Source organism: Pantoea sp. X-Soil-TKNS-1279 (genome assembly GCF_059730565.1).
Genome location: NZ_AP035949.1, coordinates 564,842 through 588,476 on the forward strand (window position 1 = coordinate 564,842; position 23,635 = coordinate 588,476).

The window sequence follows — 23,635 nt, forward strand, 5'->3', positions numbered from 1 at the left end:
TTAACTCATTCCAAGGTTGAGGCTACAACTTTTGCTGTCCGTGGGCGCCTGATAACCCCCACTCCCAGTTCAATCATCGCCAGGATGACCAGTGAGCCAATAAGCCAAGTTTTTCCTGCAACCACCAACAGCCAGCCACCCAGTGCGAGAAAACCAAATATCCCCACAAAGTAGGACACCACAAACCAGGTCAAAACGGCATGCCGATGCTGGGGCTGTGAATCGTTCACCGCCCAGGTCTGAATGACCGGATATAACAGGCCATATCCCGCGCCGGTCAACATAGCCGCTACAATATGGAATGCCGGGTGTAGCGCCACCCCGGACAGACAGACCAGACCAATGATCAGGCACCCAAGCAGCCCAATAATAAGCGGCTGGCGCGGCCAACTGGCAAGGTACCGGAACAGCATCAGGCGGGTGGTGACAGCGGTGGCGGCATGCACGAAGAAAAAGACCCCGGCACTGGCATCCGTACCTTCCGTCAGAGAGACCTGGAACGCCATCATGCCTGAAAATACCGCCCCACCCAGGCCAACCATTATCACCGGGCGTCGTGCTGGCCCAGCCAACAATATCGGTAGTTTACGTACCCAAGCGCGAAAAACGCGTTCGTACACAGGACGTGGTTCTCTGCGGCCAAAAAGTAGCAACAGGAATGAGGCGACGGCCAACATCGCTGCGACAACGAGAAAGGTGATTTGCAGTGATAAGTTGGCCTGAGCAATCAAAATGCTCTGCATCACCGGAATGCCACAAATTCCGGTCATTTGAAAAGCGCTGAACAACGTGAAACCACTGCCGCGTTCAGCATCATTCAGACGCTCCGACAACGCTAATGGTGCACCAAGGTAAAACATCCCCCACAGTAAAACTGCGAGACGGGGGAGATATCCCGGCTCCAGCCCATGCAAATTACCCAGCACAGTGTAGCCACAAGCAATGACCAGAGCAGCAATCGCCGCAAGACGAGCGGCATCCATCTTACCCGCCCCCCCAGCCCACTAAAGGTACCCCGATCAGCGTCCCCACTAAAGCCATGCTGAGAGCATGGCCGGTTTCAATGTCACTCCCCCCATGTAAACGGAACCAGGCCGAAATCAGGAAAGTACTTCCGTATCCCCCGGCAGTGAGCAGCGTGCCCAACAGAAGGTAAGACATAGATAAGCAGCGCATCATTTACCCTCTTTCTGCGGAATGGGAGCCATTGACCTTAACTTGTGTGGGTAAAAGATGGGCGAAATGCTGTCGTGCTGAATCTTCATGGCAAGGTCTGATCTCATCTGTTCCATGATTATCGATCTCCTTTGACGTTTAGAAAAATCAGATATTCATCATGGTGAATCAGGGGAGTTAAGAGCTGCCTCGCTCCTTACATTTGATACCCTCTCCCGCAAGCGGGAGAGGGTAAGAATGAGGGCTAGCCACCATGCCTTACCCGCTGTAGCGCATGACGGAACTGACTAACGTCGTGCGGGTACCAACAGCGACGTGACAGGGGAACATCCTCATCAACCGCTTCCGGCAGCGGTAATTTTTCCAGCGTACCCCGATTACAGATTGCTCGAGCCAGGGTCGCAGGGGGGACGCCCAGATAGCGCGCCATTTCCGGTAATGTCATAACTGAAGTGCGCATCATAGCCTCCTATATCTCCTGTGTTTCGATCTCCATCTTGAGACGCCAGTAGTAAGTTTTATTGATTTTGGTCAGTTTAGAATTTAATTCGGAACAAAAAATAACCAACTCACGCTTCCACTTCAGTGAAATCAAAAATATCCGAGCCGCAGCACAGAATCGTCCTAATCCCCTGCCGTGTTGCACCAAAAGTGAACTACGCTGCACAAATGTTGATCTGTTGTTAATTCACTCGCCACCGTTTCCGCAGGTGTGACGCGCTCTGCCGCGTTGGCACGCGTTCTGCATTGTTACTCGGCTAACAAAATGCCAACCAATGACAGCTTGCTAACATTGAGGCCGCGATGACTGCTAAACCCGAATTGATTGCTCGCATTGAAGCCAGTTTCAACCAGCAAACGCCGAGTGCGAAGCGCATCGCCAGTTGGTTGCTGACGCACAGTGCGCAGATCCCGTTTGAAACGGCAGACAGCATCGCGCAGGCCACGGGTACTACCGGAATTACCGTCGGTCGCTATCTACGTAAGCTCGGTTATCGCAACCTGGACGACGTCAAGCAAAGCCTGCGGGATATACCCGCCAGCCCTTATCAGGCCTGGGGAATGAATGAACGTCTTGATGCCTGGCAGCAACAGAATCGGCTGCCGCGCCGCTCGCAGCAGTCGCTGGAACTGGAGCTGGACGCCATCCAGCATGTCTATCAACTGGCGCAAAGCGAGGTGTTTCAGCGCGTGGTGCAGCAACTGACGCACGCCGATGCGGTATTTGTGCTCGGCATCCAATCCACCCGAGGTATCGCTAATGCCTTTTTTAGCCATCTCGAATACCTGCGACCGCGCGTCAGCTATGCCGAGGGGCTTTCGGGCAGTTGGGTGGAATCCCTGAATTCTGGCTTTGAACGTCCCTATGTGGTGATCACCGATACCCGCGCCTACTCCGCCATTGCCCGCCAGTATTGCCGCGTAGCGTGCGAACAACAGGTGCAGCTGGCGTTAATCACCGATATCTGGTGTCCGTGGGCGCGTGACTACCCGCTGGATTTATTACAGGTGAAAACCGATACCGGCCATTTCTGGGATTCGCTGGCACCCATCACCTGCCTGTTTAACCTGCTGTTGTCAGGCGTCGTCGATCAACTGGGTGACAACCTTGCCACCCGTTTGGCGGCGAATCGTCAGTTACAGCAGGAATTTGGTCAATTTGAACGTTAAGGGTTGCTATGTCTGACAATTGTGAACTGGTCGATCTCACTGCGCGTTTCCCGCAATTAACTATCGATCTGAAATACGCCACGGCGGATAACCTGACCGGCCGTCCGATTTATCGCGAAGCGCGCTGCCTGCTGCATCCTGATGCCGTACCTGCGCTGGAAAAAAGTCTCGCTATTGCGGCACTGGCTGGTTTTCAGTTGCGCGTTTACGACGCGTATCGCCCCCGCCAGGCGCAGGCGTTGCTGTGGCAAGCCTGCCCCGACCCGCAATATGTCGCCGATCTTACCCTGGGTTCCAATCACAGCCGGGGCGTCGCCATTGATGTGACCCTGATGGACCAGGACGGACACATCCTTGATATGGGCGCCGGCTTCGATGAGATGCATGAACGTTCCCATCAATATCACCCTTCCGTGCCGGTCGCCTCACAGCGTAATCGCCTGTTGCTCAACGCGATTATGTTTGGCGGCGGCTTTGTTGGCATGAGCAGCGAATGGTGGCACTTCGAGTTGCCCGATGCGCTGCGCTATCCGCTGCTTGACGATCGTTTTTCCTGTTACGACGACACCTTATTTTCCTGTTAACTGGAGCTTTGCGATGAAGACGACACACCTGTTACGTTCGCTGTTACGTCCGGCCCTTTTGACCAGCGCGCTGGCGCTCGCTGTCCCTGGCGTACAGGCGGCGGTGCCGAAAGATATGCTGGTGATCGGCAAAGCCGCCGATCCGCAAACCCTTGACCCGGCGGTCACCATTGATAATAACGACTGGACCGTCACTTACCCGGCTTATCAACGTCTGGTGCGCTATAAAACGGTCGATGGCAAAGGTTCTACCGAAGTGGAAGGGGATCTGGCCGCCAGCTGGCAGGCTTCGGAAGATCAGAAAACCTGGACCTTCAAACTGAAAGATAATGAAAAATTTGACGACGGCAGCGCCGTGACTGCCGATGCGGTAAAAGCCTCATTCGAACGTTTGCTGAAAATCAAACAAGGTCCGGCAGAAGCCTATCCGGCCGATTTGAAAATCGATGTGGTTGACCCACATACGGTGAAATTCACCCTCAGCCAGCCTTTTGCTCCCTTTCTCTACACCCTGGCGAACGATGGCGCATCGATCATTAATCCGGCGGTGTTGAAGGCACATGCCGCTGACGATGCACGCGGTTATCTGGCAGAACACACCGCCGGTTCCGGCCCCTTTATGCTGAAAAGTTGGCAGAAAGGTCAGCAGCTGGTGCTGGTGCCTAATCCGCATTACGCCGGGGATAAGCCGGCGTTTAAACGCGTGTCGGTGAAGATTATCGGGGAAAGCGCCTCACGCCGTCTGCAACTGTCGCGCGGTGATATCGATATCGCTGATTCGCTACCGATTGACCAACTCACCGCGCTGAAACAGGAAGGTAAAGTCGAGGTGGCGGAATACCCGTCGCTGCGCGTTACTTATCTTTATCTCAACAACAGCAAGGCACCGATGAACCAGGTGGATCTGCGTCGTGCCGTCTCCTGGGCCACCGATTATCAGGGTATGGTGAAAGGCATTCTGAGCGGCTACGGCAAGCAGATGCGCGGGCCGATTCCCGAAGGCATGTGGGGTTATGATGCCTCCGCAATGCAATACAACATGGATGAGGCCAAAGCCAAAGCCGCGCTGGACAAAGTGCCACAAAAACCGGCCAGCCTGACGTTCCTCTACTCAGATAACGATCCCAACTGGGAGCCTATCGCCCTTTCCACTCAGGCCAGCCTCGGCAAAATCGGTATCAATGTGAAGCTGGAAAAACTTGCCAACGCCACCATGCGTGAACGCGTCGGTAAAGGCGATTACGACATCGCGATCGGCAACTGGAGCCCGGACTTTGCCGATCCCTACATGTTTATGAATTACTGGTTTGAGTCGGACAAGAAAGGGCTGCCGGGCAACCGTTCCTTCTATGAAAACGCCGACGTCGACAAGCTGCTGAAAAACGCGCTGGCAACCACCGATCAACAGGCGCGCACCAAAGATTATCAACAGGCAGAAAAAATCGTCATCGACGAGGCAGCCTACGTTTATCTCTTCCAGAAAAACTATCAGCTGGCGATGAACAAACAGGTCAAAGGCTTTGTGTTTAATCCGATGCTGGAACAGGTGTTCAACATCGCCAACATGAGTAAGTAAGCAACTCAACGTAAGGCGTCGACAACGACGCCGTCAGGGAGCGCCGATGACACTCTGGCAAATTTTACGCCAGCGCTGCTGGGGACTTCTCCTCGTGGTGGCTGGGGTCTGCGTGATCACCTTTATTATCTCGCATCTGATACCGGGCGATCCGGCGCGGATGCTGGCCGGGGATCGCGCCAGCGAGGCGATTGTGCAACATATTCGCCAGCAACTCGGGCTGGACCAGCCGCTATGGGTGCAGTTTGGACGCTATGTGATGGCGTTGTTGCATGGCGATCTGGGAACCTCAATCCGCACCGGGCGACCGGTGCTGGAGGAGATGCGTACCTTTTTCCCCGCGACGCTGGAGCTGGCCTGCTGCGCCCTGCTGTTGGCGTTGTTGATCGGTATCCCGCTCGGCGTGTTGTCGGCCGTGTATCGCAATCGCTGGCTCGACCATCTGGTACGTTTGCTGGCGATCACCGGCATCTCCACCCCGGCCTTCTGGCTCGGGCTGGGGGTGATTGTGCTGTTTTACGGTCATCTGCAACTGTTGCCCGGTGGTGGACGGCTGGATGACTGGCTTGATCCCCCGGCGCGTATCACCGGGTTTTACACCATCGATGCGCTGCTGGCGGGTGACAGCGAGGTGTTTTTCAACGCCTTACAGCATCTGATATTGCCGTCGCTGACGCTGGCGTTTGTCCATCTCGGCATTGTGGCACGCCAGATACGCGGCGCGATGCTGGAGCAACTCAGCGAAGATTACATTCGTACCGCCCGCGCCAGCGGCTTGCCAAATCGGGTAATTATCCTGCGCTATGCGCTGCCGAATGCGCTGATCCCGTCCGTCACCGTGCTGGGCCTGGCGTTGGGGGATCTGTTGTACGGCGCGGTTCTGACCGAAACGGTTTTTGCCTGGCCGGGGATGGGGGCGTGGGTGGTGGCTTCGATCCAGGCGCTTGATTTCCCGGCAGTGATGGGGTTTGCCGTGGTGGTGTCCTTTGTTTATGTGCTGGTCAATCTGGCGGTGGACCTGATCTACCTGTGGATCGACCCGCGCATCGGTCGCGGAGGTGACGCATGATGATGACGGAAGTCGAACCGCGTACACGCAACCACCGCCGCTGGCAGTCCAGCCTGAAACGCACCTTCTGGCTGTTGCGGCAAAGCCCGCTCACCCTTGTGGGCGGCGTGATCATGCTGCTGATGTTGCTGCTGCTGATCCTGTCGCCGTGGCTGGCCCCCTATGATCCCAACGCGCTGGACCTCACCGCACGTCTGCAAGCCCCTTCCGCACTGCACTGGTTTGGCACCGATGAAGTGGGCCGTGATCTGTTTAGTCGCGTGCTGGTCGGTAGCCAGCAATCGATGGTGGCGGGTTTGATGGTGGTGGTGATTGCGGGCGGCATCGGCTCACTGCTCGGCTGCTTCTCCGGGGTGATCGGTGGGCGCGGTGATGCATTGATCATGCGGCTGATGGATATCATGCTGTCGATTCCCTCGCTGGTGCTGACGATGGCGTTGGCGGCGGCACTCGGACCAAGCCTGGTCAACGCCATGCTGGCCATTGCCATCGTGCGTATTCCGTTTTATGTGCGGCTGGCACGCGGCCAGACGCTGATTGTGCGCCAGTTCACCTATGTTCAGGCCGCCCGTACCTTTGGCGCTTCACGCTGGCATCTCATCAGCTGGCATATCCTGCGTAACGCTTTGCCACCGCTGATTGTGCAGGCGTCACTGGATATTGGCAGCGCGATTCTGATGGCGGCAACGCTGGGATTCATCGGCCTTGGCGCGCAGCAACCCACGGCCGAATGGGGCGCGATGGTGGCGGTAGGGCGTAATTATGTGCTGGATCAGTGGTGGTACTGCACATTCCCGGGTGGAGCCATTCTGATCACTGCGGTTGGTTTTAACCTGTTTGGCGATGGTCTGCGTGATCTGCTCGACCCGAAAACCGGAGGACAACACTGATGGTGACTCAGGTACTCTCCATGCGCGATGTGCAGTTGAACTTCCCGATCTACCAGGGTGAAGTCCATGCGCTCAATCATGTGTCACTGGAGGTCGGGCGCGGCGAGATTGTTGGCGTGGTGGGTGAATCCGGCTCCGGTAAATCGGTCACTGCCATGCTGGCAATGCGCCTGCTGCCAGAGGGACGTTACCGCGTGCCGCAGGGTGAAGTCACGTTGCTCGGAGAAGATGTGCTGCGCGCCAGTGAGAAACAATTGCGACAGTGGCGTGGTTCGCGCGTGGCGATGATCTTTCAGGAGCCGATGACGGCGCTCAATCCGACACGCCGCATCGGGCGGCAAATCGTGGAGGTGATCCGCCATCACCAGGCGCTGACGCGCAAAGCGGCACAGCAAAAAGCCATCGGCCTGCTGGAGGAGATGCAAATTCCCGATGCCGCCCAAGTGATGAAACGTTATCCGTTTGAACTGTCAGGCGGCATGCGCCAGCGCGTGATGATCGCACTGGCCTTTTCCTGCGATCCCACGCTGATTATCGCCGATGAACCCACCACCGCGCTGGACGTCACGGTTCAACTCCAGGTGCTACGCCTGCTGAAACAGAAAGCCCGCACCAGCGGTACTTCGGTGTTATTTATCAGCCACGACATGGCCGTGGTATCGCAGCTGTGTGATCGTTTATACGTGATGTACGCCGGTAGCGTGATTGAACAGGGGGCCACACAGGATTTGATTCGCCACCCGGTGCATCCCTATACCCAGGGGTTGTTGCAGTGCGCGCCGGAACAACGTGAACCCCGTTCAACGCTACCCGCAATCCCTGGCACCGTGCCAAATCTGGCGCATCTCCCCACCGGGTGCGCTTTCCGTGAACGCTGCTTTGCCGCCGGGCCGCGCTGTAGCGAAACGCCAACGCTGCAACCTTGTGGTAGCCAGTGTGCCGCCTGCTGGTATCCGCAACGGGAGAACGCTTATGTCTGAGACGCTGTTGGAACTGCGCGATGTGCATGTGAATTTTCCGCTGCGTCGCAACTGGCTGGGCCGCATCACCGAACAGGCCCATGCGCTGAATGGTCTTGATTTACAGCTTAACCGCGGCGAAACCCTGGGCATTGTGGGCGAATCGGGTTGTGGCAAAAGTACCCTCGCCCAACTGTTGATGGGGATGTTGCAACCGCAGCAGGGCCAGTGCCAGCGCGCTGCACCCGCCTCGGGCACCATGCAGATGGTATTCCAGGACCCCTTGTCGTCTCTCGATCCCCGGTTACCGGTGTGGCGCATCATCACGGAACCGGTGTGGATTCAGCAGCGCATGAAGGAGGCGGCGCGTCGCCAGCTCGCCGTTGAACTGGCTCAGTTGGTGGGCATTCGCCCTGAATACCTTGATCGCCTGCCGCATGCCTTCTCCGGTGGTCAGCGCCAGCGTATCGCCATTGCCCGCGCCCTCTCCTCCAACCCGCAGATCATCGTGCTGGATGAGCCCACCTCGGCACTGGATATATCGGTACAGGCACAGATCCTCAACCTGCTGGTCACGCTCCAGCAGCAGCGCAATCTGACCTATGTGCTGATTTCGCACAACGTCTCGGTGGTACGACATATGAGCGATCGTGTGGCGGTGATGTATCTCGGGCAGATAGTTGAGCTGGGCAAGGCCGCCGACGTTCTGACGCAGCCGCAGCATCCTTATACGCAACTGCTGCTGGCCTCAGTGCCGGACATCCATCAACCGCTGGCAGAACATATCGCGTTACGTAAAACCGATTTGCCGGGCAATCGCGTGTTACCCGGCGGCTGCTATTTTCGCGATCGCTGCCCGCTGGCTGAGGAGGCCTGTGGTACACCGCAGCAATTACGGGGGGTGGAAGGGGACCGTGCGGTGCGTTGCTGGCAGGTAAATAGCCCGTAACGGCGCGATTTATCGCGCCGTTACGGAGGGAATCAGAGAGCGACAATCCGCCCTTCACGCGCACTGATAAACGCGGCATCCAGCACTTCCAGCACGCGAATCGCCTGTTCGGTTGTGACCGGAGGTGCGCTGCCATTTTTCACCGCGGCAGCAAAGGCCTGGTAGTAATCATGGTATGCGCCCTGCGCTGCCGGGATACGTTCATAACCTGCAGCGGTATGCAGCGTGCCCCAGTGTTCTGGCGGTTCAAAGCCCCAGCCCGCCCGATCGTTAGCCGGACGTTTACCGGCAAAGATATCGCGCGCCTGGACGTCCGAGCCTTGCGCAACGTAGCTACCGGCCTCGCCATACAGACGCAGTTCACGGCAAGAAAGATAATTGATCTTACTGGAGGAGATGTACGAGTGCGCGCCACTGCTGTGGGTCAGCGTCAGGACAAAACTGGCATCGGTCGCCCCTTCTGGACGATCGACAATATCCAGATGCGCCAGCACCGAGGTGACCGGCCCCATCAGCCACAGCGCCTGATCCACCAGATGGCTACCCATATCACGCAATAAACCGCCGGTTGCGCCCCCTTCAAGGGTATGAGGTTCGTCAAGATCCATACGGTTATGCAAGCGCCACAGCTTGCCAAGGCGCTGTTGTTCAATCAACTGATGCAGGGTCTGCATGTCGGAATCAAAACGTCGGTTATGGTACACGCCCAGCACCACCCCTTTCGCCTGTGCCGCTGCGGCCAGCTCGCGTCCGGTTTTGGCGTCTGGCGCGAAGGGTTTATCCGCCACCACGGCAACACCGGCCGCAATCGCCTCCAGCACCAGCTCACGTCGCGTTTGTGGCGGGGTGGTGATGGTGACCATATCCACCCCCGCCGCCAGCAACTCGGTCAGACTGGCATAAATCGGCACATCGGGAAAATCAGCCTGCGCCTTTGCTATGGTGGCGGGGGCGCGCGCCACAATCCCTGCCAGCTCCAGTCCCTCCGCGGCGGTAATAAATGGGGCGTGAAAATTCTGCCCGCCAGTGCCATAACCCACTAATCCGACTTTCATACTCCCTCCGTGTGATGACGGGTGATGTACCCTTTGCCAACGATAGCAAAAATCCACTGGCAAACAACACGGAAATTTCACAAAGTGTGATTTCGGAATATTTTTACTGCACCGCCGGAAAATAATGAACCGGCGTGGGGAAATCGGCAGCGGTTTTTCCCAGCAACCGCTGCGGGCGAAAATCCCGCAATAACGGGCTGAGAGTATCGCTGCCCAGCTCCTCCGCCACCAGGCGGCCAATCAGCGGCGACAGCGTCATCCCGCTGTGCATCACCGCCAGATAGACTCGCTGCTGCGGCGTGACAAAGCCCAGCGCCGGTAACCCATCGGCGGGACGCGCTCGCTGTCCCACCACAATCTGTTCGATGTGCAGCGAACCGGCGTCATCAAACAATTCACGGTAACGCGCCTGCATCTGCTGCGCGATGGCGCTATCAACGGCGGGCGGCGCTGCGGGATCAGCCTGGTCGTCGAGGTCCAGCGCCTGTAACAACAGACGCCCACCGCCATCCGGGCGTACATTCAACTGCGGGGTAATCAGGTTCGTGGCGAGCGAGAGCGGCTGCGGCGCAGTGCGCGCCAGGAAACTACAGGCGACTTTATTCGGCTGGCTGGCGTCGGTCATCGCCAATTGCAGGCCAAGATGCTGCATCACTTCCGCTGACCAGCGTCCACTCGCCACCACCAGCCGATCCCCCCGCCACTGCCCGCCATCATCCAGCCTTAGCCTGACCTCCGTTGCACTCTCCTGCACATCGGTAACCCGACATTGCTGATGCAACACCGCACCGGAGCTGCGGGCGTCGGCCCACAGGCGCGCCAGATATAGCGATGGATAGAGAATCGATTCGGAAGGGAAATGCCACAGACTGCCGTTGACAGCGGTAGTGCGTAATTCGGGGACTTCGCGCTGCAACTCATTGAAGGTGACTTCACGCGCCGGATACCCCAAAGCCTGCAACCGCTCCGCTCGCTGTTTCAGTGCGTGCTGGTCGCTGTCTGACGCCCATTCCCAGGTCCCACAGGTTTCCAGCCAGCGCAGTCCGTTGGGTTGGGACAGTTGCAGCCTGACATGTTCTTCCATCGCCAGCGCATTGAGCTGATGGTAACTGTCGGGTTGTTTGCCGTTGGAATTGAGCCAGGCAAAGGAGGTACTGCTGGTGCCCGCCCCGAGGTGCTGTTGTTCAAAAAGGGTGACCTGTGCCCCCTGTAAGGCAAGCGCCCGCGCCACCGCCATACCGATGACGCCGCCGCCAATAATTGCGATTTTCTGTGCTGTCATATCTGGCTCCCTGAAAAAAAACTCACCATAGCATAATCAATCTCAGACAGCGGGAATGAAATTCCCGCCGCGCACGATGATGCAAAGGATATAAGTTTTTCCTCTGGGTCCAGATTAAAAAATTATGTCGGGCTGATAATTTTTCCGGTAGAAAAATAGGACAACAAATTCTCCAGCACATTATTTGCCATCTGCTCACGGGTTTCAAACGTGGCGCTGGCAATATGCGGCATCAGAATAACATTCTCCAACTGCCGCAGCGCTGGATTAATAACCGGCTCCTGTGGATACACATCCAGTGCCGCCCCTTTAATTACCCCCTGCTGCAATGCCGTAATCAAATCCGCTTCATTGACCACATTACCACGCGCCACATTAATCAATACCCCGTCTGCACCAAGCGCTTTCAGCACGTTGCGGTCGACAATGTGCTGATTCTCCGCACTGCCCGGCAGTGCCAGCACCAGAAAATCACTGAATGCCGCCAGTTGTTCGAGGTTGTCACAACGGCGATACGGCGTGGTTTTGGCACTGCGCGCGGTATACGCCACCTCCATACCAAAGGCTTCTGCACGACGGGCAATCGCCAGCCCAATCGCACCCAGACCGGCGATCCCCAGCTTTTTGCCACTGACTTTACTGGAAAGCACCGGCCCCTGCGTTTCCCACTGGCCCGAACGGGCAAATTGATCGTATTGCAGCAGCTTACGTGAGAATGCCAGCGTCAAGCCCAATGCCAGATCGGCCACGTCATCGGTAAGAATATTTTTGGTGATACTGACCTGAATCTGACGTGCCTTGGTGGTGCTTAAGTCGATACGGTCGGTGCCCACACCAAAAACTGCAATTGCTTTACAAGCCGGTAATTGTTCCAGCAGGGTATTTTCCACCCCCACATCACCGCGCGTAACAATCGCCTGAATTGATTTCCCCTGGCGCTGAAGAAATAACGCCGGATCGGCATATTCATATAAACGGTGACAGTGGAAATGTTGCGTTAACTTTTCATCCAACTGAGGCATCAACGGTTGAATAATCAGAACTTCAGGTAACGTAATTGACATTTTTCTTTCCGCGTTAACAAATGGATTTAGCGTCAGACTAACGGATAAATTTAATGTTACGGCGAATGGTTACTTATTTCGTCGCAGCGATCACGTTGCCCCTGCCCCGTTGCGACGCGATAAATCGCGCCGCTACGCCATGTGGTGACCTATCCGTATCGTGCCACCCCACCCCAGAGTCACGGGACAAATCGCTTCGCTTATCTGGCGAACTCTCCCCCGGCAGACTACGGTTAAAAAAACCACAAAGATCTCACCACTTTTGGAAGACGTTATGATCGTCCGTGTCGATACCGCTGTGAACCCACAAAGTGAATTACCTCAGTTGCATCAGCGGCTGCAAACCCACCTTGAACAATTGCTGCCGTGTGGGCAGCAGGCGGATCAGGTGCGCGCGGCAATGCGTGCAGGCACCCTGGCACCGGGCAAACGCATTCGCCCCCTGCTGCTGTTGCTGGCAGCGCACGACATGGGTTGTGACAGCCGACAACCGGGCCTGCTTGACCTGGCGTGTGCGGTGGAGATGGTCCACGCGGCGTCGCTGATCCTCGATGATATCCCCTCCATGGACAACGCACAGATGCGACGAGGTCGCCCCACCGTGCACTGCGAATTCGGTGAAAACGTCGCGATTCTCGCCGCCATCGCGCTGGTCAGCCGCGCTTTTGAGGTGATTGCCGTGGCCCCGGGCCTGGCGGCGCAGCGTAAATCTGACGCCATCGCCGAGCTTTCGGCGGCGGTCGGTTTACAGGGTTTGGTTCAGGGGCAGTTTCAGGACCTGCATGATGGCGCGCACGCCCGCAGCGCAGAAGCGATTGAGCTAACCAATGAGCTCAAAACCAGCGTGCTGTTCCGCGCCACGCTGCAAATGGCCGCGATTGCCGCCAATGCGTCCCCGACAGTACGGCAAGATCTCCGCTCCTTTGCGCAGGATTTGGGTCTGGCGTTTCAATTGCTCGACGATCTGACCGATGGCGATAAATACACCGGAAAAGATCGCCATCAGGATCAGGGTAAATCCACGCTGGTGGCGATGTTGGGGGTGGAGGGTGCTGAACGTCGCCTGCGTGACCATCTGCGGAGTGCGGATGCCCATCTGGCCTGCGCCTGCCATCGCGGTATGGCTACCCGCCAATATATGCACGCGTTGTTTAACCAACAGTTGGCGAGGCGCAACTGATTGCCGTTAAACAACCACTATGACGTGATTCTGGTGGGCGCCGGGCTGGCAAACGGCCTGATAGCCCTGCGGTTACGTCAACAACATCCCACGCTGCAATGCCTGCTACTGGAGAGCAACCCACAGGCTGACAGCAATCATACCTGGTCATTTCATCAGGGGGATTTGCATGCCGGGCAGCACCGTTGGATCGCGCCCCTGGTCAGCGCACGCTGGTCTGGTTATCAGGTGCGCTTCCCGGCGCTACAACGTCACTTGCCAGGTGACTACTTTTCCATCTCATCGGCCCACTTTGCCCGTCAACTGATTGCCGCGCTGGGGGATAATTTGCGTACCGGTTGCGCGGTACACCACCTCACCCCCACCAGCGTGACGCTGGCTGATGGCCGCCAGTTACACGCCAGAGCGGTGATTGATGGGCGCGGCGTGCGCTACTCGCCCTATGTGCGTCTCGGTTATCAGGTTTTTGTCGGTCAGGAGTGGCAACTGGCAAAACCACATAGCCTGACGCAACCGCTGCTGATGGATGCCACCGTGCCGCAGCAACAGGGATACCGCTTTGTCTATACCCTGCCGCTGAGCGCGGATCGCGTGCTGATTGAAGATACACACTACATCGATACCCCACTGCTGGATGATGGCGAAACGCGCAAACATATCGCCGATTACGCCCAGCAACAAGGCTGGCACCTGAGCCTGCTGATGCGCGAAGAACGTGGCGCGTTGCCCATCACCCTGAGCGGCGATATTGATGCTTTCTGGCAACAACAACGCGGCCAGCCGTGCAGCGGTCTGCGCGCCGGTTTGTTTCACGCCACCACCGGTTATTCTTTGCCAACCGCACTCAGGCTGGCGGAGCTCATCGTCGCGATGCTGCCCTGCGATGCCAGCACCCTCAGCCAGCATATCGAGGCTTTCGCCCGCCGCCACTGGCGCGAACAGCGTTTTTTTCGGCTGCTGAATCGCATGCTGTTTCTCGCCGCCCGCCCGGAACAGCGTTGGCGTGTGATGCAACGTTTTTACCAGCTTGATGCGGATTTGATCGCCCGCTTTTATGCCGGTCAACTCACCCTGACTGACAAAGCCCGCATTTTGTGCGGTAAACCCCCGGTCCCGCCGGGTGCCGCGCTGCGCGTGTTACTGACGACACATACAGGGAAGCAACCATGAATCGGACTTTTGTTATTGGCGCAGGCTTTGGCGGTCTCGCCCTCGCTATTCGCTTGCAGGCGGCGGGCATTGCCACCACCGTACTGGAACAGCACGACAAACCCGGCGGGCGCGCTTATGTCTGGCAGGATCAGGGGTTTACCTTTGATGCCGGACCAACGGTCATTACCGACCCCAGCGCCATCGAGGCGCTGTTTACCCTGGCGGGGAAATCCCTGCACGATTATGTCGAGTTGATGCCGGTGACGCCCTTTTATCGTCTGTGCTGGGAAGATGGACGCAGGCTGGATTACGATAACCATCCGCAGCGTCTGGAGCAGCAGATTGCCACCTTTAACCCGCAAGATGTTGCCGGTTATCGCCAGTTTCTCGCTTATTCACACGAGGTGTTTAACGAGGGATATCTCAAGCTGGGCAGCGTGCCCTTTCTGTCGTGGCGCGATATGGTACGCGCCGGGCCGCAACTGGGGCGGTTGCAGGCATGGCGCAGCGTTTACAGCATGGTGGCGAAGTTTATTCAGGATGACCACCTGCGTCAGGCCTTCTCTTTTCACTCTTTGTTGGTGGGTGGTAATCCCTTTGCCACATCCTCGATCTATACCTTAATCCATGCGCTGGAGCGTGAATGGGGCGTGTGGTTTCCGCGCGGTGGTACCGGCGCGCTGGTCAATGGCATGGTGAAGTTATTGCAGGATTTGGGCGGCGAGGTGTTGCTGAATGCCGAAGTACAACGGCTCGATACCACCGGCAATCGTATCAGCGGCGTGCAGTTGACCGATGGTCGGCGTTTTCATGCGCAGGCCGTCGCCTCGAATGCCGACGTCGTCCATACCTATAATTGTTTACTGGCACATCATCCGGCCGTCGCAAAGCGCGCCGCAGCGCTGAAACGCAAACGAATGAGTAACTCGTTGTTTGTGATCTATTTCGGGCTGAACCAGCCGCATCCACAGCTGGCGCATCACACCGTCTGCTTTGGTCCGCGCTACCGTCAGTTGATTGATGAGATTTTCAATAGCGCCCAGCTGGCGGAAGATTTTTCGCTTTATCTGCATGCGCCCAGCAATAGCGATCCAAGCCTGGCACCACCGGGCTGCGCCAGCTTTTATGTGCTGACCCCGGTGCCACATCTTGGCACCGCAGATATTGACTGGCGGCAAGAGGGTCCACGCCTGCGTGACCGCATTTTTGCTTATCTGGAGACGCATTACATGCCGGGTTTACGTTCCCAGTTGGTGACGGAACGGATGTTCACCCCGTTTGATTTTCGCGACAGGCTGCATGCCCACCACGGCTCGGCTTTTTCGCTGGAACCGATTCTGACGCAAAGCGCGTGGTTCCGGCCACATAATCGCGACGATGTGATTCGCAATCTTTATCTGGTCGGTGCAGGCACCCACCCTGGCGCAGGCGTGCCTGGCGTGATCGGTTCCGCCAAAGCCACCGCACAACTGATGCTGGAGGATCTTGCAGGATGAGTATGCCGTTAATGGAACATGCCAGCCAAACCATGACGGTTGGTTCTAAGAGTTTTGCCACCGCTGCCAAACTGTTTGATGCCTCAACGCGACGCAGCACGCTGATGCTGTATGCCTGGTGTCGCCACTGCGATGACGTCATTGATGGACAAACGTTAGGCGCATCCCCCGTGCAGCACCCGCGCGATGATGCACAGGCGCGCATGGCGCATCTGGAGCTGGAAACGCGTCGAGCTTACAGTGGTGCCGCTATGGAAGAACCGGCCTTTGCCGCCTTTCAGGAGGTGGCGCTGATGCACCGTATTCCACCACAACTGGCATTTGACCACCTCGCAGGTTTTGCTATGGATGTGCACCAGCAGCGCTATCTGCGCTTTGAGGATACCCTGCGCTATTGCTATCACGTTGCCGGGGTTGTGGGGTTGATGATGGCCCGTGTGATGGGGGTACGTGACGAACGCGTACTGGATCACGCCTGTGATTTGGGGCTGGCATTTCAGCTCACCAACATCGCCCGTGATATCGTGGAGGACGCGCACCAGGGACGCTGTTATTTGCCGGAAGAGTGGCTGCATCCGCTGGGTCTGCACGCTGCGAATCTGGCGGAAACGCAGCACCGTGCTGCGCTCGCCACCCTGGCTGCACGGCTGGTGGCAGAGGCGGAACCCTATTATCAGTCAGCGCATGCCGGGTTATCGGGCTTATCGCTGCGATCGGCATGGGCCATCGCCACTGCGCATGGCGTGTATCGTGAGATTGGCGTCAAAGTCCAGCAGGCCGGCTCACATGCCTGGGACAGACGCCAGCGTACCAGCAAGGGAGAAAAACTGGGCTTACTGCTAAAAGGGGCAGGCCTGGCACTCAGTTCACGCTTGACGCGCCCGGCGCAACGGCCCGAAGGGCTGTGGCAACGTCCGTAGTAACGCGATTTATCGCGGCGGTTTTTGTCGCTGACGCAGCGCCTGCTGCAACTTCGGCAACGGTGGCGCATACAGAAAACCAAACGACACACAACCTTCCTTGCCGCGCACCGCATGATGCATGCGATGCGCCATGTACAAACGTTTCAGATAACCACGACGTGGAATGTATTTAAACGGCCAGCGTTGATGCACCAGGCCATCATGCACCATAAAATACAGCACGCCATACAGGCTCACGCCCGCACCGACCCATTGCAACGGCCACAGCCCATTGACGCCGAGGTAAATCATCACCACCGCCATCAGCGCAAAAATCACCGCGTAGAGATCATTGAGTTCGAAACCGCCATCGTGGGGTTCATGATGCGACAGATGCCAACCCCATCCCCAGCCATGCATGATGTATTTATGCGCCAGGGCTGCGACGACTTCCATCAGCACCACGGAGAAAAGCAGGATCAGAGTATTGACTAACCACATCATGGTTCCTCCTTTTTACAGGTCAACCTTTCTCAGCCAGGCCGCAACCCGCGCAGCGAGTTGTTGTGGTTTTTCCAATGGGATCATATGTCCACTCTCCTCAATCAACTCGACACCGCTGCCGGTCAGTTGCGCGAGTTCCAGCGCTTCCTGATAAGAACGTAATTGATCCTGTTGAGCAGCAATAATAGCAACCGGACAAGGAATCGGGTGCTGCGTAATATGATCGCGGATAAGCCCCGACTGGTTGATGAAGGCTGCCGCCCCAAGCCGCTGGCCCATATTCTGTATCTTGCCGATTAACCCGGTGTCGTCATACCGGGCGGGATGCAGCGATTTTTTTATCGCGCCGCTGCTGATACCACGAAAGTCTCCCCTGTTGATCGCCCCCACCGCATCCTGTTTGGCGTGTCGCTGTGCGGGAGTATCCTCACGCAATGAGGTGGCAATCAGGATCATTCCTGCCACCCGTGCGGGAAATGCTTCAACAATCGCGCGGGCGACATAACCGCCAAGGGAAAATCCGGCCACAATAAAACGTTCGGGCAGTTGAGCGGCAATCGCCTCGGCAATGGCACTGATGCTGTCGCCACCGGAGAGGTTGGCATAGATAAACTCGCGATCGTCAGGGAAGGCGTCGACAAAATCGTCCCATAGCGTTTCATCGAGCATAAATCCGGGGATCAGCACCACAGGTAATTTCATCGCCCATTTTCCCCCTTCGCCAGCATGGATTTCAACAGGACAACCACCTCATTTTGCTGCTGTTCCCCAAGGCGTGAAAGGAAAAAGGTATCAACCTGCTCGGCAATGGGACGCGCTTCCTGCAACACACGTTTGCCTTCAGTGGTGAGAAAAATAAACCGCCGACGCCTGTCAGTGGTGCCCTGCTGTCGTTCAATCAGGTTTTTTTTCTCCATACGCACCAGCAACTCCGCCAGCGTCGCCTTGGTGCTTAAGGCCGCTTCGGTAAGATCGAGCTGCTCAATCCCCGGTTCCGCTGCGACCGCACACAACACCGCGTATTGCTGTTTGGTCAGTTCCGGCAACGATTTCTGCCATAGCGCAGTATGGTCCTGAAGCAGCTCGCGCATCAGGTGAAAGAAGACATTGCCCAACTCTTTTTGCATGAGGTTCGCCTGACGTTAAGAAGAAGAAGATCGCTAAGCGTTTGATTGTAATGCAGCAACAACAATTCGCGCCAACAACCTCTGCATCAATCGTTGCAATCATAAAATTCGTACACGAACTTTTTTCGTGCTCACCCCTTGCGCATCCTTGGACGTGGCGTTATTTTAATTTTAACGTTCGTATACGAACAAAATGTTTGAGGGTCGAGATGAAACTGATAATCGGAATGACCGGTGCCACAGGTGCACCTTTAGGCGTGGCGCTGCTCCAGACGTTACAAACCATCAAAGAAGTGGAAACCCATCTGGTAATGAGCAAATGGGCCAAAACCACCATTGAACTGGAGACGCGTTACAGCGCACGCGAAGTCGCTGCTATGGCCGATGTGGTACACAATCCAGCGGATCAGGCTGCGTCCATCTCCTCCGGCTCTTTTCACACCGATGGGATGATCATTATCCCGTGCAGCATGAAAACCCTGGCCGGTATCCGCGCGGGTTACGCCGAAGGTTTAGTCGGACGTGCGGCTGATGTGGTGCTGAAAGAAGGACGCAAACTGGTGTTGGTGCCACGCGAAACCCCACTCAGTACCCTCCACCTCGAAAATATGCTGGCCCTGTCCCGCATGGGCGTGGCGATGGTGCCACCCATGCCCGCCTGGTACAACCATCCCGCCACTATAGATGACGTCACCAACCACATCGTAGCTCGCGTGCTCGATCAATTCGGCATCGCGTCACCCAAAGCCCGGCGCTGGCAAGGCTTAAGCGAAGCAACTTCACAACATGTTCTGCAAAAGGAGAGTTAAGAATGGCCTTTGATGACCTGCGTAGTTTTCTACATGCCCTGGATGAACAGGGCCAGTTACTGAATATCGATGAAGAAGTCCAGGCAGAACCGGATATCGCCGCCGCTGCCAACGCTACCGGACGTATCGGCGAAGGTGCCCCTGCCATCTCCTTCACTAAAATTAAGGGTTTTAACCACGCACATGTGGTGATGAATACCATCGGTTCATGGCAAAACCACGCCATTTCCCTCGGGCTACCGGCAAATACGCCGGTGAAACAGCAAATTGATGAATTCATTCGACGCTGGGATAACTTCCCGGTTGCTCCTGAACGTCGGGAAAATGCCCCCTGGTCAGAAAACACCGTGGATGGCGACGCGATTAATCTGTTCGACATTTTGCCCCTGTTTCGCCTGAACGACGGCGATGGCGGATTCTATCTTGATAAAGCCTGCGTCGTGTCACGCGACCCGCTCGATCCTGACCATTTTGGTAAACAGAACGTCGGCATTTACCGTATGGAGGTCAAAGGTAAACGCAAACTGGGTTTGCAACCGGTGCCGATGCATGACATTGCGCTGCATTTGCATAAAGCCGAGGAGCGCGGTGAGGATTTGCCGATCGCTATCACCCTCGGAAACGATCCCATCATCACGTTGATGGGTGCCACGCCGCTGCGCTACGACCAATCTGAATACGAGATGGCGGGCGCACTGCGAGAAAGCCCCTATCCTATCGCCACCGCCCCACTAACCGGCTTCGACGTACCCTGGGGTTCTGAAGTGATCCTCGAGGGGGTGATTGAAGGGCGCAAACGCGAAATCGAAGGCCCGTTTGGCGAATTTACCGGCCATTACTCTGGCGGTCGTAATATGACTGTGGTCCGTATCGACAAGGTTTCATACCGTACAAAACCGATTTTCGAATCGCTGTATCTCGGCATGCCGTGGACCGAAATCGATTATCTGATGGGGCCCGCCACCTGCGTACCACTTTACCAACAGCTGAAAGCCGATTTCCCGGAAGTGCAGGCGGTCAATGCCATGTATACCCACGGGCTGCTCGCCATTATCTCAACGAAAAAACGTTACGGCGGTTTTGCCCGTGCGGTCGGGTTGCGCGCAATGACCACGCCACACGGCCTCGGCTACGTAAAAATGGTGATTATGGTCGATGAAGACGTCGATCCCTTCAACCTGCCGCAGGTGATGTGGGCGCTGTCATCAAAAGTGAACCCAGCCGGTGACCTGGTGCAACTCCCCAACATGTCAGTACTGGAACTGGACCCCGGCTCCAGCCCGGCGGGGATCACTGACAAACTGATTATTGATGCCACCACCCCGGTCGCCCCGGATACCCGTGGTCACTACAGCCAGCCGGTAAAAGATTTGCCGGAAACCGCTGCATGGGTAGAGAAACTGACCGCCTTACTGGCCAACCGTAAATAAGGAGATAAAGATGATCTGTCCACGTTGTGCCGAAGAACATATTGAAATCATGGCGACCTCACCGGTTAAAGGGGTCTGGACGGTATTCCAGTGCCAGCACTGCCTCTACACCTGGCGCGATACAGAACCGGCCCGCCGCACGCAACGCGAGCATTACCCGGAAGCATTTCGGATGACGCAAAGCGATATCGATAATGCGCCGGAAGTGCCGAGTATTCCGCCGTTGTTGGCAAAATAAACGCAGTAAACGGCGGGTGACCACTCGCCGTATCTTGACTGTGGAACTGCCTCTGACTTGCCTGGCTATTTGCAATTTACCTGGTGACGGTTGGCAATTTACTTGAGCATCCCCAACTAAATCTGATCGTACACTCGAAGGAGAAAAAGTTTCATCTGAACGTCAGCTGTGTGCCATAAGCGGAAGTTGAAGTTCGTAATAGTTTAAAGGCGATGCCATCAACTTTGGGCGTAGCAAGTGAGGATGTCTGACAGCTCTCAGTGAGCGCTGATTGAAGGATACATCAGAGGGTTATCCTGAATGCTTATGGATTTAATCAAGAATGCCCGGGGAGATATTTCTCCGGGCAACGGTCTGTACTTAAGCTGATTTGTAACGTGCTTCCAGCTTATCCAGAAAGCCAAACAACACCTGATTCATTTCGCTGTAATCGTGCGCACGAAGTTCATGAGGCGTATTAACGAAGCGATATTCTGCGGCGCGACTCAGATCCTTTTCAGAATGCGCAATCAGCAGTTCAACTACTTCCAGCGTCAGTTCCATATGGCACTGGAAACCAAATACACGATCTGAATACGCAACGATCTGTCGTGGACAACCTTCGCTGTAAGCAATGATTTTTGCATCCGGAGTCAGACCCGGCATGTCGTTATGCCAGTGTCCGACTTCCAGCGTACTGCCAAAGTGAGAGAACATCTCATCTTTGCTGCCATCTTCCGTCAGTGTAATCGGAAATTTGCCAATTTCTTTTTCAGGGCTGTGCGCGAATGGCGCGCTCAGGGATTCACCGATCAGCTGAGAGCCGAGGCAGATACCGATCACGGCCTTATCAGTCTGAATTGCAGAAGCAATCAACGCCTGTTCACTTTTGGAATCAAAGTGCGGACATTCTTTTAGGGTAGTGACTGGATCTTGCGGACCGCCCATAATGATCAGGAAATCGATGCCTTCGGCGTCTGCTGGCAGCACGTCACCGGCGTACACACATGAATACGTCACATCATGACCTTGATTTTTTGCCCATGTTTCATAAGCCCCCGGGGCTTCGAAACTTTCATGTACGATAAAGTGGACTCGCATCAGGCTATGCTCCTGTAATATCGATGATAATTTGAATGATAAACCACTCACCCATCCATTAAGGCTATACTGCGGGTGGCTCTAACTTCGATATCATAATTGCAAGGGCTAAATCTGAAATGCCAGGTAGTATAGATAAAGCGCCAAGACATGATGAAGCAACAGGCTGGTCAAGCACAGCGATAAGTTATCAACGCGGGGAGGCAGATCCTCCGCATCATCATGTTGAGGGACAGTTACTGTTTGCCTCAAGGGGGGTTATGCTGGTTGAAACAGAGAGTGATCGATGGGTCATCCCTCCTCAGCGTGCATTATGGCTACCGCCTCTTCACATCCATAGCTACAACCTGCTTTCACAAACAGACCTACGAGCTGTCTATTTCAGTAGCAGCCTTATCGCTGAATGCACGAACTTTACGAAGAGTAATCAGGTGCATGTGATTACTGCCACGGCACTGGTGAAAGAGTTGATAGCCGGGCTGTTCAGTGAGGATTACCACAAAGCGAGTCAACGAAAAATGGCTCTGTTGCTTCTGGAAATCCTCAGCGAGGCTCCACCTTTAACTACAGAGCTTCCAATGCCGCATGATGAGAGATTATTTTGTGCGACCAGAGAGTTACTGATTAATCAGCGCTGGGATGCATCGATGAGCGATTTGGCTTTAATCGCGGCCATGTCTGAACGTACATTTTCTCGATTGTTTATTAAGGATACTGGCTTCACTTACAGAACCTGGAAGCAGAGAGCCAGAATTTGTGCATCGTTAGATCTTCTCGCGAACGGTATCCCAATTAAACAGGTCGCTTATCAGCTTGGCTTCTCATGCCCGGCGTCATTCACAGCTGCTTTTCACTCCATTTTGGATTCAACGCCGCGTGATTTTACTAACCCAGTTATCGTAAAGAGGGAACCATGAGCACCAATCAAGATATCTGCATTGCCTCAGCCATCATTACTGACGAATACGGGCGCTGTCTGTTGGTCAGAAAACGTGGCACAACGCACTTTATTCAGCCGGGTGGTAAAATGGAACCAGATGAAACCCCCGTCGCAGCCTTGATGAGAGAGCTGCAAGAGGAGCTGAATCTTAACCTGACTGGTCAGGACTTTAGCTATGTTGGGCGTTTCACAGATAAGGCGATAAACGAGCCAGGACGTGTCGTTATTGCTGAGATTTATCACAGCGTCCTTACTGCGAGCGATATTCAGCCAGCGGCGGAGATCGAAGAAGTTATCTGGTATCCCACTGACGGTTCTAAATCTCAGCTACTGGCACCGCTGACGGAAAATCATCTGATGCCTCTGGTGGCAATGCTGCACCATAATTATTCAGAATCTCTTAGGGAGAGTGACAAAGGCAACTAATCAGCAACGAATGTTAATTCAAACTGAATTTGAATGTCCGCTCTTCGCTCAAAGCTGCCTCTCACCACAGTCGGTA

At 55.7% G+C, this 23,635-nt stretch carries 24 protein-coding genes and 1 pseudogene; 16 read left to right on the forward strand and 9 right to left on the reverse strand.

Annotated elements, in window-relative coordinates; all coding sequences use genetic code 11:
• Nucleotides 1-5 precede the first annotated feature (5 nt).
• Both AC6I8N_RS22760 and AC6I8N_RS22765 read right to left on the reverse strand, forming a co-directional pair.
• Nucleotides 6-1,176, reverse strand: a pseudogene (locus AC6I8N_RS22760) (MFS transporter).
• Nucleotides 1,177-1,420: 244 nt separating this feature from the next.
• Nucleotides 1,421-1,639, reverse strand: a complete 219-nt coding sequence (locus AC6I8N_RS22765) for a hypothetical protein (protein ID WP_497830862.1) — start codon at nucleotides 1,637-1,639, stop codon at nucleotides 1,421-1,423.
• Between the two features lie 341 nt (nucleotides 1,640-1,980).
• Here AC6I8N_RS22765 and AC6I8N_RS22770 point away from each other — a divergent pair, with 341 nt between their 5' ends.
• From AC6I8N_RS22770 to AC6I8N_RS22800, 7 genes are read left to right on the forward strand one after another with little or no spacing between them, the layout of a single operon-like run.
• On the forward strand, nucleotides 1,981-2,847 hold the full coding sequence (locus tag AC6I8N_RS22770) for a MurR/RpiR family transcriptional regulator (protein ID WP_497830863.1): 867 nt from the start codon (nucleotides 1,981-1,983) through the stop codon (nucleotides 2,845-2,847).
• Between the two features lie 8 nt (nucleotides 2,848-2,855).
• Nucleotides 2,856-3,431, forward strand: coding sequence for a D-alanyl-D-alanine dipeptidase (gene ddpX, locus AC6I8N_RS22775; protein WP_497830864.1), 576 nt, complete (start codon nucleotides 2,856-2,858; stop codon nucleotides 3,429-3,431).
• 13 nt (nucleotides 3,432-3,444) lie between these two features.
• Nucleotides 3,445-5,007: an ABC transporter substrate-binding protein gene (locus tag AC6I8N_RS22780; RefSeq protein ID WP_497830865.1), complete on the forward strand. Its 1,563-nt coding sequence runs from the start codon at nucleotides 3,445-3,447 to the stop codon at nucleotides 5,005-5,007.
• A 46-nt stretch (nucleotides 5,008-5,053) separates the two neighbouring features.
• Nucleotides 5,054-6,076, forward strand: a complete 1,023-nt coding sequence (locus AC6I8N_RS22785; protein ID WP_208726173.1) for an ABC transporter permease — start codon at nucleotides 5,054-5,056, stop codon at nucleotides 6,074-6,076.
• Complete coding sequence (ddpC, locus tag AC6I8N_RS22790) at nucleotides 6,073-6,966, forward strand: D,D-dipeptide ABC transporter permease (protein ID WP_208726171.1); 894 nt, start codon at nucleotides 6,073-6,075, stop codon at nucleotides 6,964-6,966. The genes AC6I8N_RS22785 and ddpC overlap by 4 nt, the downstream gene beginning before the upstream one ends.
• Entirely contained in the window at nucleotides 6,966-7,946 is a 981-nt protein-coding gene (locus AC6I8N_RS22795; RefSeq protein ID WP_497830866.1) for an ABC transporter ATP-binding protein, read from the forward strand. Before ddpC ends, AC6I8N_RS22795 begins: the two co-directional genes overlap by 1 nt.
• A complete protein-coding gene (locus AC6I8N_RS22800) occupies nucleotides 7,939-8,874 on the forward strand; it encodes an ABC transporter ATP-binding protein (RefSeq protein ID WP_497830867.1) in 936 nt (311 codons plus the stop codon). The genes AC6I8N_RS22795 and AC6I8N_RS22800 overlap by 8 nt, the downstream gene beginning before the upstream one ends.
• A gap of 32 nt (nucleotides 8,875-8,906) precedes the next feature.
• Here AC6I8N_RS22800 and AC6I8N_RS22805 read toward each other — a convergent pair whose 3' ends face one another.
• The 3 genes from AC6I8N_RS22805 to AC6I8N_RS22815 all read right to left on the reverse strand — a co-directional run bounded on the left by AC6I8N_RS22805 (nucleotide 8,907) and on the right by AC6I8N_RS22815 (nucleotide 12,275).
• A complete protein-coding gene (locus AC6I8N_RS22805; RefSeq protein WP_208726165.1) occupies nucleotides 8,907-9,929 on the reverse strand; it encodes a Gfo/Idh/MocA family protein in 1,023 nt (340 codons plus the stop codon).
• Between the two features lie 103 nt (nucleotides 9,930-10,032).
• Nucleotides 10,033-11,211: an NAD(P)/FAD-dependent oxidoreductase gene (locus tag AC6I8N_RS22810; protein WP_497830868.1), complete on the reverse strand. Its 1,179-nt coding sequence runs from the start codon at nucleotides 11,209-11,211 to the stop codon at nucleotides 10,033-10,035.
• Nucleotides 11,212-11,333: 122 nt separating this feature from the next.
• Nucleotides 11,334-12,275: a 2-hydroxyacid dehydrogenase gene (locus AC6I8N_RS22815; RefSeq protein ID WP_497830869.1), complete on the reverse strand. Its 942-nt coding sequence runs from the start codon at nucleotides 12,273-12,275 to the stop codon at nucleotides 11,334-11,336.
• Nucleotides 12,276-12,549: 274 nt separating this feature from the next.
• Between AC6I8N_RS22815 and AC6I8N_RS22820 the strand changes: the two genes are divergently transcribed.
• The 4 genes from AC6I8N_RS22820 to crtB are packed head-to-tail and all read left to right on the forward strand — an operon-like array spanning nucleotide 12,550 to nucleotide 17,023.
• The gene (locus AC6I8N_RS22820) at nucleotides 12,550-13,455 is read left to right on the forward strand and encodes a polyprenyl synthetase family protein (RefSeq protein ID WP_497830870.1); all 906 of its coding nucleotides are present in this window, start codon (nucleotides 12,550-12,552) and stop codon (nucleotides 13,453-13,455) included.
• A complete protein-coding gene (gene crtY, locus AC6I8N_RS22825; RefSeq protein ID WP_497830871.1) occupies nucleotides 13,456-14,625 on the forward strand; it encodes a lycopene beta-cyclase CrtY in 1,170 nt (389 codons plus the stop codon).
• Nucleotides 14,622-16,103: a phytoene desaturase gene (locus AC6I8N_RS22830; protein WP_497830872.1), complete on the forward strand. Its 1,482-nt coding sequence runs from the start codon at nucleotides 14,622-14,624 to the stop codon at nucleotides 16,101-16,103. The genes crtY and AC6I8N_RS22830 overlap by 4 nt, the downstream gene beginning before the upstream one ends.
• Entirely contained in the window at nucleotides 16,100-17,023 is a 924-nt protein-coding gene (crtB, locus tag AC6I8N_RS22835) for a 15-cis-phytoene synthase CrtB (RefSeq protein WP_497830873.1), read from the forward strand. Before AC6I8N_RS22830 ends, crtB begins: the two co-directional genes overlap by 4 nt.
• Before the next feature lie 9 nt (nucleotides 17,024-17,032).
• Here crtB and AC6I8N_RS22840 read toward each other — a convergent pair whose 3' ends face one another.
• The 3 genes from AC6I8N_RS22840 to AC6I8N_RS22850 are packed head-to-tail and all read right to left on the reverse strand — an operon-like array spanning nucleotide 17,033 to nucleotide 18,636.
• Nucleotides 17,033-17,509 carry a sterol desaturase family protein gene (locus AC6I8N_RS22840; protein ID WP_415175617.1) on the reverse strand — a complete coding sequence of 159 codons (477 nt, stop codon included), beginning with the start codon at nucleotides 17,507-17,509 and terminating at the stop codon, nucleotides 17,033-17,035.
• Between the two features lie 12 nt (nucleotides 17,510-17,521).
• On the reverse strand, nucleotides 17,522-18,211 hold the full coding sequence (locus tag AC6I8N_RS22845; RefSeq protein WP_497830874.1) for an alpha/beta fold hydrolase: 690 nt from the start codon (nucleotides 18,209-18,211) through the stop codon (nucleotides 17,522-17,524).
• Nucleotides 18,208-18,636 carry a MarR family winged helix-turn-helix transcriptional regulator gene (locus AC6I8N_RS22850; protein WP_497830875.1) on the reverse strand — a complete coding sequence of 143 codons (429 nt, stop codon included), beginning with the start codon at nucleotides 18,634-18,636 and terminating at the stop codon, nucleotides 18,208-18,210. Before AC6I8N_RS22850 ends, AC6I8N_RS22845 begins: the two co-directional genes overlap by 4 nt.
• Nucleotides 18,637-18,845: 209 nt before the next feature.
• Between AC6I8N_RS22850 and AC6I8N_RS22855 the strand changes: the two genes are divergently transcribed.
• From AC6I8N_RS22855 to AC6I8N_RS22865, 3 genes are read left to right on the forward strand one after another with little or no spacing between them, the layout of a single operon-like run.
• Nucleotides 18,846-19,445, forward strand: a complete 600-nt coding sequence (locus tag AC6I8N_RS22855; RefSeq protein ID WP_208726146.1) for a non-oxidative hydroxyarylic acid decarboxylases subunit B — start codon at nucleotides 18,846-18,848, stop codon at nucleotides 19,443-19,445.
• A 2-nt stretch (nucleotides 19,446-19,447) separates the two neighbouring features.
• The gene (locus AC6I8N_RS22860; RefSeq protein WP_497830876.1) at nucleotides 19,448-20,875 is read left to right on the forward strand and encodes a non-oxidative hydroxyarylic acid decarboxylases subunit C; all 1,428 of its coding nucleotides are present in this window, start codon (nucleotides 19,448-19,450) and stop codon (nucleotides 20,873-20,875) included.
• A gap of 10 nt (nucleotides 20,876-20,885) precedes the next feature.
• Nucleotides 20,886-21,113: a non-oxidative hydroxyarylic acid decarboxylases subunit D gene (locus AC6I8N_RS22865; RefSeq protein WP_415175620.1), complete on the forward strand. Its 228-nt coding sequence runs from the start codon at nucleotides 20,886-20,888 to the stop codon at nucleotides 21,111-21,113.
• Between the two features lie 360 nt (nucleotides 21,114-21,473).
• Here AC6I8N_RS22865 and AC6I8N_RS22870 read toward each other — a convergent pair whose 3' ends face one another.
• Complete coding sequence (locus AC6I8N_RS22870; protein ID WP_497830877.1) at nucleotides 21,474-22,193, reverse strand: type 1 glutamine amidotransferase; 720 nt, start codon at nucleotides 22,191-22,193, stop codon at nucleotides 21,474-21,476.
• 119 nt (nucleotides 22,194-22,312) lie between these two features.
• Here AC6I8N_RS22870 and AC6I8N_RS22875 point away from each other — a divergent pair, with 119 nt between their 5' ends.
• Together AC6I8N_RS22875 and AC6I8N_RS22880 are read left to right on the forward strand one after the other, a co-directional pair.
• A complete protein-coding gene (locus AC6I8N_RS22875) occupies nucleotides 22,313-23,110 on the forward strand; it encodes an AraC family transcriptional regulator (RefSeq protein ID WP_497830878.1) in 798 nt (265 codons plus the stop codon).
• A complete protein-coding gene (locus AC6I8N_RS22880; protein ID WP_497830879.1) occupies nucleotides 23,107-23,559 on the forward strand; it encodes an NUDIX hydrolase in 453 nt (150 codons plus the stop codon). Before AC6I8N_RS22875 ends, AC6I8N_RS22880 begins: the two co-directional genes overlap by 4 nt.
• Nucleotides 23,560-23,635 lie beyond the last annotated feature (76 nt).